This is a genomic window from Planomonospora algeriensis (assembly GCF_977012225.1).
Map to the genome: position 1 here is coordinate 1 of NZ_CDRNDK010000204.1, position 10,759 is coordinate 10,759.

Annotated in this window: 10 protein-coding genes and 1 tRNA gene; 9 read left to right on the forward strand and 2 right to left on the reverse strand. The window is 70.0% G+C overall.

Going from position 1 to position 10,759, the window contains the following annotated elements; genetic code table 11:
- Nucleotides 1-138: 138 nt before the first annotated feature.
- The 4 genes from ACWJ6R_RS20470 to pyk all read left to right on the forward strand — a co-directional run bounded on the left by ACWJ6R_RS20470 (nt 139) and on the right by pyk (nt 3,951).
- Nucleotides 139-603: a hypothetical protein gene (locus ACWJ6R_RS20470; protein WP_449063776.1), complete on the forward strand. Its 465-nt coding sequence runs from the start codon at nt 139-141 to the stop codon at nt 601-603.
- Complete coding sequence (locus ACWJ6R_RS20475) at nt 600-1,958, forward strand: S8 family peptidase (RefSeq protein WP_449063777.1); 1,359 nt, start codon at nt 600-602, stop codon at nt 1,956-1,958. Before ACWJ6R_RS20470 ends, ACWJ6R_RS20475 begins: the two co-directional genes overlap by 4 nt.
- 76 nt (nt 1,959-2,034) lie before the next feature.
- Nucleotides 2,035-2,448: a DUF2784 domain-containing protein gene (locus ACWJ6R_RS20480; protein ID WP_449063778.1), complete on the forward strand. Its 414-nt coding sequence runs from the start codon at nt 2,035-2,037 to the stop codon at nt 2,446-2,448.
- 84 nt (nt 2,449-2,532) lie between these two features.
- Complete coding sequence (pyk, locus tag ACWJ6R_RS20485) at nt 2,533-3,951, forward strand: pyruvate kinase (RefSeq protein ID WP_449063779.1); 1,419 nt, start codon at nt 2,533-2,535, stop codon at nt 3,949-3,951.
- A gap of 82 nt (nt 3,952-4,033) precedes the next feature.
- Here the strand turns inward: pyk and ACWJ6R_RS20490 are convergent, their stop codons facing one another.
- Nucleotides 4,034-4,396 carry a hypothetical protein gene (locus tag ACWJ6R_RS20490; protein ID WP_449063780.1) on the reverse strand — a complete coding sequence of 121 codons (363 nt, stop codon included), beginning with the start codon at nt 4,394-4,396 and terminating at the stop codon, nt 4,034-4,036.
- A gap of 221 nt (nt 4,397-4,617) precedes the next feature.
- Nucleotides 4,618-4,690 (reverse strand) — tRNA-Leu (locus tag ACWJ6R_RS20495).
- 132 nt (nt 4,691-4,822) lie between these two features.
- Here ACWJ6R_RS20495 and ACWJ6R_RS20500 point away from each other — a divergent pair.
- From ACWJ6R_RS20500 to ACWJ6R_RS20520, 5 genes are all read left to right on the forward strand, one after another.
- Nucleotides 4,823-5,422, forward strand: a complete 600-nt coding sequence (locus ACWJ6R_RS20500; protein WP_449063785.1) for an ANTAR domain-containing response regulator — start codon at nt 4,823-4,825, stop codon at nt 5,420-5,422.
- 369 nt (nt 5,423-5,791) lie between these two features.
- Nucleotides 5,792-6,946 (forward strand): branched-chain amino acid ABC transporter substrate-binding protein, encoded by a 1,155-nt coding sequence (locus tag ACWJ6R_RS20505; RefSeq protein ID WP_449063781.1) that lies wholly within the window; start codon nt 5,792-5,794, stop codon nt 6,944-6,946.
- A 158-nt stretch (nt 6,947-7,104) separates the two neighbouring features.
- The gene (locus ACWJ6R_RS20510) at nt 7,105-9,216 is read left to right on the forward strand and encodes an ABC transporter permease (RefSeq protein WP_449063782.1); all 2,112 of its coding nucleotides are present in this window, start codon (nt 7,105-7,107) and stop codon (nt 9,214-9,216) included.
- A complete protein-coding gene (locus ACWJ6R_RS20515; RefSeq protein ID WP_449063783.1) occupies nt 9,213-10,025 on the forward strand; it encodes an ABC transporter ATP-binding protein in 813 nt (270 codons plus the stop codon). The genes ACWJ6R_RS20510 and ACWJ6R_RS20515 overlap by 4 nt, the downstream gene beginning before the upstream one ends.
- A partial coding sequence (locus tag ACWJ6R_RS20520; protein ID WP_449063784.1) for an ABC transporter ATP-binding protein occupies nt 10,015-10,759 on the forward strand: 745 nt, incomplete at its 3' end. The genes ACWJ6R_RS20515 and ACWJ6R_RS20520, both read left to right, overlap by 11 nt.

Here is a 10,759-nt window from a genome sequence, read left to right on the forward strand (position 1 = left end):
CGGCCCGGTCGCCCGTCCGACGCCGCCGGCCGCGGGGTCCGCACACCGTGCGGGCCCTGCGGCCCGGCCGGTCACCGAGTTGCTTTACCGGATGCATGCCTGAAAGATGCTGGTTCTAGGTCTTTACGGGCATGGAGGGTGAATGGCACACGGGAGAGGGCTCGTGGCGGCCACGGCGCTGGTCGCGGCCGTCACCCTGGCGGGCGCCCCGCCGCGGGAGCCACCGGTGCGGCCTCCGGTGCCGTCACGGCGGCCTCCACCGCGCAGACCCGTGACCACCTGGTCTTCTACACCCCGGGCGGGCACGCCCGGGCGCTGCGGGCCGTCGCCGCGGCCGGCGGCGAGGTCCGCTCCACCGAGCCGAAGCTCGGCTACATCGTCGCCAGGGCCGCCGGAGGGCCGGGCACGCGCTTCGTCGAAGAGCTCGCCGGCGACCCCGCCGTCGCGGGCGTCTCCTCCGACCGCAGGATCGGCGCCGCCACCGCGCTCCCCGCCCGGGACGCGGCGACCGGGCTCCCCTCCGGAGTGCCGGGACCCGGGGGAAGGCGTTCTCCCGGAGCGAATCCGGCGCCGAGCCGCTCGCCGGACGCCGGCGGGACATGAAGGAGAGGGCGGCGTCCTTCCCCGAGGGGAGCGCGTTCTCCCGGAGCGAGCCCGGCGCCGAGCCGCTCGCCGGGCGCCAGTGGGACATGAAGATGATCGGCGCCACCGCCGGCGGCTCCCACGCGACCGCCCCCGGCGACCGGAAGGTCCTGGTGGGCGTCATCGACACCGGCATCGACGGCAGGCACCCCGACATCGCTCCCAACTTCGACCGCGAACGCAGCCGCAACTTCGTCACCGACCTGCCCGAGGACCCCACCGGCGCGGAGCTCGACGGGCCGTGCGAGTTCCCCGGCTGCAAGGACCCCGCCGACTGGGACGACGACGGCCACGGCACCCACGTCGCCAGCACCATCGCCTCCCCGGTCAACGGCCTCGGCATCGCCGGAGTGGCTCCCGGGGTGACCCTGGTCAACCTCCGGGCGGGGCAGGACTCCGGTCTGTTCTTCCTCAAGCCCAGCCTCGACGCGCTCACCTACGCCGCCGACAGCGGCATCGACGTGGTCAACATGAGCTACTACGTCGACCCGTGGCTGTTCAACTGCGCGGCCAACCCCGCCGACTCCAAGGCCGAGCAGCTGGAGCAGCGCGGTGTCATCACCGGCATGCAGCGCGCCGTGGACTACGCCCGCAAGCGCGGCGTCACGCTCATCGGCGCGATCGGCAACGGCTCCACCGACCTCGGCCGGCCGAAGACCGACACGACCAGCCCCGACTACCCGGCCGAGGCCGCGCGCGTCCGCAAGGTCGACAACTCCTGCCTCAACGTGCCGGCCGAGTCCAAGGGCGTCATCTCGGTCTCCGCGGTCGGCCCGAGCGGGCGCAAGGCCTACTACTCCGACTACGGCATCGAGCAGACCGACCTGTCGGCGCCCGGCGGCGACGAGTACGACGGGGGCAAGGGGTTCGACGTCACCAGGACGGTCCTGGCCGCCGTCCCCGAGCACGTCGTCCGCGCCCAGGGCCTGCTCGCCAAGGACGGCAGGCCCGTCAGCACGAGCGTGGTGCGCGACTGCCAGGGCGGAACCTGCGCCTACTACCAGTACCTCGCGGGCACCTCCATGGCGGCCCCGCACGCCACCGGCGTCGCCGCGATCCTGGTGAGCCGCTTCGGCGAGCCCGGCCACTTCCGCGAGGGGGCGGGCTGGGACGAGCTCACCATGCCCCCCGCCGACGTCGAGCGCCTGCTGTACGCCAGCGCCGCCTCCAAGGCGTGCCCCACGCCCCGCACGTACGTCTACCGCTACGAGCTGGCCGAGGAGCGGCACACCTGCGAGGGCCGAAAGGCCCGCAACGGCTTCTACGGCCGCGGCGTCGTCGACGCGGCCGGGGCCGCCGCCGTCGACCACGACTGACCCACCGCATCCCGGCCCGCTCCGGTCCGGGGATCAGCGGGGTGCCTCCGGGACCCGGAGCGGCTTATCGTGGACCATGGCCCATCTCCTCATAGGGGAAGCCGCGATGGTGGTGCACTTCCTCTTCCTCGCCTTCATGGCGGTCGGCGGATTCCTCTCCTGGCGCTGGCCCCGCCTCATCGGAGCCCACCTCGCCGTCGCCGCCTGGGGAGTGTTCTCCGTCACCACCGGGGCCGAGTGCCCGCTGACCGTCGTCGAGGACTGGGGCAGGCGCAACGCGGGGGAGCGGGGGCTCCCGCCGGGAGGGTTCATCGACCACTACATCGAAGGGGTGGTCTACCCCGAGAGGTACACCGACCTGGCCCGATTCGCCGTCGCCGTCCTCGTGGCGGTCTCCTGGACCGGCTATCTCCTGCTGGCCCGCCGCCGAAAAGCACGAACACGACGACCTCGGCACGGAGGGGTCGATTCACCACCTCCCGTGACGTGAGGGTAGCGTTATGTCACCGATTATTTCTCCGACGCTATGACCACTGTCACATCCGAGTGGTCTGTACCAATTAGGCTAGGACCCGTGACTCGTCGCGCGAAAATCGTCTGCACTCTCGGCCCCGCCACCTCCTCTCCCGAACGCCTGCGCGAACTCATCGCCGCCGGCATGGACGTGGCCCGCTTCAACCTCAGCCACGGCAGCCACGAGCTGCACAAAGAGGTCTACGACAGAGTGAGGGAGGCTGCCGCCGAGCTCGGCCGAGGCGTGGGCGTGCTCGCCGACCTGCAGGGACCGAAGATCCGCGTCGGCAGGTTCGAGGACGGCCCCGTCCGCCTGGGCTTCGGCGACGTCTTCACCATCACCACCGAAGACGTCCCCGGCGACCGCGAGCAGGTCTCCACCACCTACCTCGGCCTGCACAAGGACGTCCGCCCCGGCGACAGCATCCTGGTCGACGACGGCAGGGTCCACCTCGAGGTCACCCGGGTCGAGGGCCCGCGCGTCACCACCCGGGTCGTCATCGGCGGCATGATCTCCGACAACAAGGGTCTCAACCTGCCCGGCGTCGACGTCAGCGCCCCGGCCCTCACCGACAAGGACGAGGCCGACCTGCGGTGGGCCCTGCGGACCGGGTTCGACATGATCGCGCTCTCCTTCGTGCGGCGGCCCTCCGACGCCCACGTCGTGCGCAACATCATGGAGCAGGAGGCGGTTCGGCTCCCGCTCCTCGCCAAGATCGAGAAGCCGCAGGCGGTCGACCGCCTGCCCGAGATCGTCGAGGCCTTCGACGGCATCATGGTCGCCCGCGGCGACCTCGGCGTGGAGCTCCCCCTGGAAGACGTGCCGATCGTGCAGAAGCGCGCGATCGAGCTCTGCCGGGAGAAGGCCCGCCCCGTCATCGTCGCCACCCAGATGCTCGACTCGATGATGAGCGCCCCGCGCCCCACCCGGGCCGAGGCCTCCGACGTCGCCTACGCCGTGATGGACGGCGCCGACGCGGTCATGCTCTCCGGCGAGACCTCGGTCGGGACCTACCCGATCGAGTCCGTCGAGACGATGAGCCGCATCGCCAGCGCCGCCGAGCGCTCCGTGCTGGAGGCCACGCACAGCCTGCACCGCCTGCCGGAGACCACCGGCGGGGCCATCGCCAGGGCCGCGGCCGAGGTGGGCGCCATCGTCGGCGCCAAGGCGCTGGTGGCCTTCACCATGTCGGGCGAGACCGCCCGCCGTCTGGCCCGCTACCGCTCGCCGATCCCGCTGCTGGCCTTCACCTCCGCCTCGCATGTGCGCAACCAGCTCGCCCTGGTCTGGGGCGTGGAGACCTTCGAGGTCCCCTTCGTCCACCACACCGACGACATGGTCCGCCAGGTCGAGGCCGCGCTGCTCACCCAGGCCCGCCTGGAGAAGGGCGACAAGGTCGTCATCGTCGCGGGCTCCCCTCCCGGCCACGCCGGCACCACCAACGCCCTGCGGGTCCACACCATCGGCGCCGCGGTCTGACCGCCTGACCCGGTCCGAGGCCGGTGCGGATCCCGCGCGGGCCGAGCCTCGCGAGCCCGGTGGGGCGCCGCCCCGCCGGGCTTCACGCCCGCGGGGGCGGGGCCTCCCCGGGGTGGGAGCGCGGTCCGGGGACGGAGTGCAGCACTCCCTCCCCGGAGGGACGCGGCGCACCGTCGGAGGCCGGTGGATGAACGGCCCCCCGTGCTCCTCCGGACGCCGCCATGTTCGCGGGGCCGTGCTCCGGCACGTGCCCGGCCCCCGCACGCCCGCGCCACCGGCCGGAGCCGGCCCGTACCGGGTCGGCTCGGGCCGCCCTGCGCAGGAGCCTGGCGATCGCCCAGCCCGCGAGCGGAACCAGCAGGAAAGCGGCGATCTTGGGGGCGAAGGCGGCGGCCGGCACCCGGACGCCGGACGCGTCCCGGCCGAGATCGATGAGAGCGGCCATGCGGGCCTCCTCGCTGACGTACGGCACGGGCCCATCGGGGCGATGGGTCTCCGAACAGGGATAAATGCCCCGTATGTCCATTTTTATGCATGGATCGGGCATGCCATGCCTGTCCGGGGGAATCAACGGCGCGGCGGCGCCGGAGCACCGCAGAGGGCGGTGAAGCGGAGCTGGAAAGCAGTGGAGCCACCCGGCGCTAGGCCGGATGGCTCCGGGTGAGGTGCCCCGAGTGGGATTCGAACCCACACTCGATGGTGTTTGAGACCATTTCCTCTGCCGTTGGGATATCGGGGCTCGTCTCCGGTCTCGCCGGGATCGCGGTCATCGACTGTGATCTTAACCCAGGGGTGGATGGATCACGGATACCGGCGTGGTTCCAATCTAGCGGACGTCGGTACTCTCTTGCTCGTGAGTACGCAGCGGCGAGTGGTGATCGCGGAAGACGAGGCGCTGATCCGCCTCGACCTCAAGGAGATGCTGGAAGAGGACGGCTACGTCGTCGCCGGTGAGGCCGGGGACGGGGAGACGGCGGTCAGGCTGGCGTCCGAGCTCAGGCCCGATCTGGTGATCCTGGACGTGAAGATGCCCGTCCTGGACGGGATCTCGGCCGCCGAGCAGATCGTGTCGCAGCGGATCGCGCCGTGCCTGATCCTGACCGCCTTCTCGCAGCGGGACCTGGTCGAGCGGGCCAGGGACGCCGGGGCGATGGCCTACCTGGTGAAGCCGTTCACGAAGTCCGACCTGGTGCCGGCGATCGAGATGGCGGTGAGCCGCCACGAGGAGATCGCGGCGCTGGAGCGGGAGGTCGGGACCCTCTCGGACCGCTTGGAGACGCGCAAGCTCGTGGAGCGGGCCAAGGGCCTGCTCATGGCCGAGCACGGGTGGAGCGAGCCGCAGGCGTTCCGGTGGATCCAGAAGGCGTCCATGGACCGGCGGCTGAGCATGCGCGAGGTGGCGCAGATCGTGGTGGGCGGGACGGCCGGACCGGCGGCGGGCGGAGAGGGCGGCGGGGCCGCGGGGGATTGACGGCGGAGGCCCGGCCCCGTACCCCGCCGTACGGCGAGACGATCTTTGCGACGAGCCCGCGCGCCCTGGAGGCAGGGGGCCGCGCGGGCTTTCGCGTGTCCGACAGGTGGGACGGGAAAGATCGCAGGTCGGCGGCGGCGGTGGCCTTTGCGCTGGTAGATGAATAGGATCGGTGTAATAACGAAGCGGTAACGGCGGGCGTTCCTGTACCGACCTGTGACATCCGCTGGTTGTACTAACCGACACAACCTCTTGACCACCCCGACAGGGGAGGGCATCTGTGAACTCGGTCCCGACGAAGGGCCGGGTGAAAGGAAGGCAACCTTGCGGCCTAAGACTGCTCGCCTCGGTGGAGTGCTTGCCGCCGGCATGGCGCTCGCCCTTGGTCTCGCTGCCTGCGGCAACGGCGGCTCGGAGACCACGCCGGCGGACGGCGGCTCCAGCGCTGCCGCTCCCGGTACCGTCAAGATCGGCTTCATGGGTGACCTGACCGGGCCGAACTCCGGCATCGTCATCCCGCCGCGGAACGGTGCGAAGCTCGTCATCGACGAGTACAACAAGACCAACCCGGCCGTGAAGATCGAGCTGGTCGAGTACGACAGCCAGGGCGACGGATCCAAGGCCGTCGCGCTCGCGCAGCAGGCCATCAAGGACGACAAGATCGTCGGTCTGATCGGCCCGGCGTTCTCCGGTGAGTCGGCCCAGGTGGGCCCGGTCCTGGAGGAGGCGAAGATCCCCAGCGTCTCGGCCTCCGCGACGAACGTGAAGCTCGCCGAGAACGGCTGGAAGTACTGGCACCGCGTGCTGCCGAACGACGGCGTCCAGGGCCCCGGCATCGCGGACTTCATCGTGGACGGCGCCGCGGCGAAGAACGTCTTCGTCATCGACGACAAGTCCGAGTACGGCAAGCCGCTGTCCGACGCCGTCCGCGCCCAGCTGAAGACCAAGGGCGCCACGGTGACGGACGACTCGCTCGACCCGGCGGAGAGCGACTTCTCCTCGGTCGTGAACAAGGTCGCCGCGGCCAAGCCTGACGCGATCTTCTTCGGTGGTTACTACGCCGCGGGCGGCAACCTGCTCAAGCAGCTCCGGGACAAGGGCGTGACCGCCAAGTTCCTCTCCGGCGACGGCTCGCTGGACAGGGGCCTCATCGAGGGCGCCGGCGCGGAGAACGCCGAGGGCGCGCTCATCGGCTGCCCGTGCTACATCGCCACCCCGGACGTGACCGACGCCAAGGTGAAGGGCTTCGCCGACGCCTACAAGGCCGCCTACAACGCCGACCCGGCGATTTACGCCGCCGAGGGCTACGACGCCGCGACGGTCTTCGTCGAGGCGATCAAGGCGGGCAAGACCACGGCCGAGGACATCAACCAGTTCATCCCCACGGTGGACATCGCGGGTGTCTCCAAGCAGGTGAAGTTCGCCCCGAACGGTGAGGTCGAGGCCAAGGACATCTACATCTACCAGGTCAAGGGCGGCGCGATCACGCTGCTCGGCAAGGCCGCGGAGGCGAAGCTGGGCTGAGTCCGGAGCTCCGAGGAGAGTTGGTAGTCGGCACGGGGAGCGGGATGGCCGCGGTGCGGTCCCCGCTCCCCGCGCACTTCCGGGAGGTTCACGAGATCCTCTGGAGGTCGCGGCTACCGGACAGTGCAGGCGATCCCCGCTAGAAGTGGTAATCCTCAGTGTTCAATGACTTCATCAATCAGTTCTGGCCGTCGACGGTCGACGGCCTGGCCTTCGGGTCGATCTACGCCCTGATCGCGCTCGGCTACACGATGGTGTACGGCGTGCTCAGGCTGATCAACTTCGCGCACTCCGAGGTGTTCATGATCGGCACGTTCGGCGCGATGTTCGTGCCGTTCGTGCTGGGAATCAACTCGGCGCTCACCGGTCTCGCACTGGTCGGCGTGATCATTCTGATGATCCTGGCGGGCATGCTCGCCTCCGCGGGCACGGCGGTGGCGCTGGAGCGCATCGCCTACCGGCCGCTGCGGCGCCGCGGCGCGTCGCGCCTGGCGGCCCTCATCTCCGCGATCGGCGCCTCGATCTTCCTCCAGGAGCTGTTCGCGCTCATCGTGATCCCGAACGTCTTCGACCGCCCCCAGCAGGGCCGGATCCAGATGGCCCTGCCCCGGATCATGGAGCGGACCGAGCTGTTCTCCATCGCCGGCCATCCGGTCCGGGTGGACCAGGTGCTGGTCATCGTGGCGGCCGTCGGCATGATGTTCGTGCTGGACCGGCTGGTGAACGGTACGAAGATCGGCCGTGGTATCCGCGCCACCGCGCAGAACCCCGAGGCCGCGGTCCTGATGGGCGTCAACATCGACTCCGTCGTGCGGATGACGTTCCTCATCGGCGGCGGCATGGCCGGCGTGGCCGGTGCGCTGTACCTCATCGCCTACGAGAACACGAACTACTACATCGGGTTCCTCTTCGGCATCAAGGCGTTCACCGCGGCCGTCCTGGGCGGCATCGGCAACCTGCGGGGCGCGCTGGTCGGCGGCATCACCCTCGGTCTGGTGGAGAACTACGGGGCGATCTTCTTCGGCTCCGACTGGAAGCACGTGATCTCCTTCACCATCCTCATCTTGGTCCTGATGTTCCGCCCCACCGGCATCCTCGGTGAATCACTCCAGCAGCGCGCGCATGAACGACAAGCAGACTTCCTTGGCAGGGTTCCGCCGGCGGCTGGGCCATGCCGGCGACGTGATGCACGATCGCTGGCAGCAGGCCCCCGGCTGGCAGCGGTGGGCCGTCTACCTGCTCCTGATCGCAGGAGCGCTGCTGCTGCCGTCGGAGACCATCGGCAGCTTCATGTCGCCCGACACCGACTGGGCGACGATCCTGTTCTTCCCGATCGCACCTACGTGATGCTGGCCATCGGCCTGAACGTCGTGGTGGGCCAGGCGGGCCTGCTCGACCTGGGCTTCGTCGCGTTCTACGCGGTCGGCGGCTACGCGATGGCGCTGCTCGGCACCCGGATGGGCTGGAACTTCTGGCTGATCCTGGTGGTGGGCATCCTGATCTGCGCGCTGTCCGGCATCACGCTGGGCGCCCCGACGCTGCGGCTGCGCGGCGACTACCTGGCGATCGTCACGCTGGGCTTCGGTGAGATCATCCGCATCACCGCCCGGAACACCGACGAGATCGGCGGCCCGAACGGCGTCCGCGGCATCCCGCACCCGCCGAGCATCGAGGGCGTCTTCATCGGCGACGTCGAGATCTTCAAGTACGGCGTGCTCGACCCGCGGCCCTACTACTACCTGCTGGTGGCCCTCGCCGTCGTGGTGATCATCCTGGTCAAGCGCTGGGAGAAGAGCCGGGTGGGACGCGCCTGGGCGGCGATCCGCGAGGACGAGGACGCGGCCGAGGTCATGGGCGTGCCGACCTTCCGCTTCAAGATGCTGGCCTTCGCCATCGGCGCCTCGATCGGCGGTGCGATGGGCGTGCTCTGGGCGGCGAAGTCCATCTCGATCAACCCGAACGACTTCCTGTTCATGCTCTCGGCGACGATCCTGGCCGCCGTGGTCATGGGCGGCGCGGGCAACCTGCCGGGTGTCATGCTGGGCGCGTTCCTGGTGGCGTGGCTGCCCGAGCGCTTCCGCGGCCTGCAGGAGTACCGCATGCTGATCTTCGGCGCGGTGCTCGTCGCGCTGATGATCTTCCGTCCGGAGGGCCTGCTGCCGTCGCGTCAGCGCAAGGCGGAGCTGAAAGAGGGGTCAGGCGGGATGGGTACGCTCGGTGCAGAGGTGCCCGGGCCGGAGTCGCACGGTGAGGAGGTGGCCTCCAAGTGAGCACCGAAGCGAGTGCTGCGGGTCAGGAGCGCGGTGGCCGCGCGATGCTGGAACTGCGGAACCTCGTCATGCGGTTCGGCGGCGTCACGGCGCTGAACGACGTGAACCTGACGATCAACGAGGGCGAGATCTTCGCGCTCATCGGCCCGAACGGCGCCGGCAAGACCACGGTGTTCAACGTGGTGACCGGCGTCTACCGGCCGACCCAGGGCGAGGTCCGCTTCCTGGGCGAGAAGATCAGCGGGACCAAGCGCTTCAAGATCACCCGTAAGGGCGTGGCCCGGACGTTCCAGAACATCCGGCTGTTCCACAACATGACGGCGATCGAGAACATCATGGTGGGCGCGGACGCCCACCACCGGTCCGGCATGGTGAGCGTGGCGCTCGGCCTGCCCTGGCACCGCCAGGCGGAGCGGGACGGCCGCAAACTGGCGATGGAACTGCTCGAGTTCGTCGGCATCCCGCACCGCGCGCACGACCACGCAAAGAACCTGCCCTACGGCGACCAGCGGCGCCTGGAGATCGCCCGGGCACTGGCGACCAACCCGAAGCTGCTGCTGCTGGACGAGCCCGCCGCGGGCATGAACCCGGCGGAGAAGGTGGCGCTGCAGCAGCTCATCCGCGACATCCGGGACGCCGGGCGGACCATTCTGATCATCGAGCACGACATGAGCCTCATCATGGGCATCAGCGACCGCATCGCGGTGCTGGACTTCGGCCAGAAGATCGCCGACGGTCTGCCCGACGAGGTGCGGAACGACCCCCGGGTCGTCGAGGCGTATTTGGGGGCACCGGCAGATGCTTCTTGAGATCAAGGACATCCACGTCCACTACGGCAAGATCGCGGCGCTCAAGGGCATCTCGGTCGAGGTGGACGAGGGCGAGATCGTCACGCTCATCGGAGCGAACGGGGCGGGCAAGACGACCACCCTGAAGACGATCTCCGGGTTGCGCGGCCTGACGTCGGGGAGCATCCTCTTCGACGGCCAGGACATCAGCAAGATGCCCGGTCACAAGCGCGTGATGGCCGGACTGGGACAGGCCCCCGAAGGCCGCGGCATCTTCCCCGGCATGACGGTCCACGACAACCTGCTGATGGGCGCCTACACCCGCTCGGGTGACTTCAGCGCGGAGCTCGCCGAGGCCTACGAGCTGTTCCCGCGGCTGGCCGAGCGCCGCAACCAGGCGGCCGGCACGATGTCCGGCGGCGAGCAGCAGATGCTCGCCATCGGCCGGGCGCTGATGGCCAAGCCGAAGGTGCTGCTGCTGGACGAGCCGTCCATGGGCCTGGCCCCGCTGCTGGTCCAGCAGATCTTCGACATCATCGAGGAGATCAACCGGCGCGGCGTCACGGTGCTGCTGGTGGAGCAGAACGCCCAGCAGGCGCTGAAGCTCGCCCACCGGGCCTACGTGCTGGAGACCGGCAGGGTGGTCAAGAGCGCCCCCGCGGCGCAGCTGCTCGACGACCCCGACGTGCAGGCCGCCTACCTCGGCGGCGGTCTCGGGCACGACACGCCCGCGGGAGGGCCGGCCGCGGCCGAGC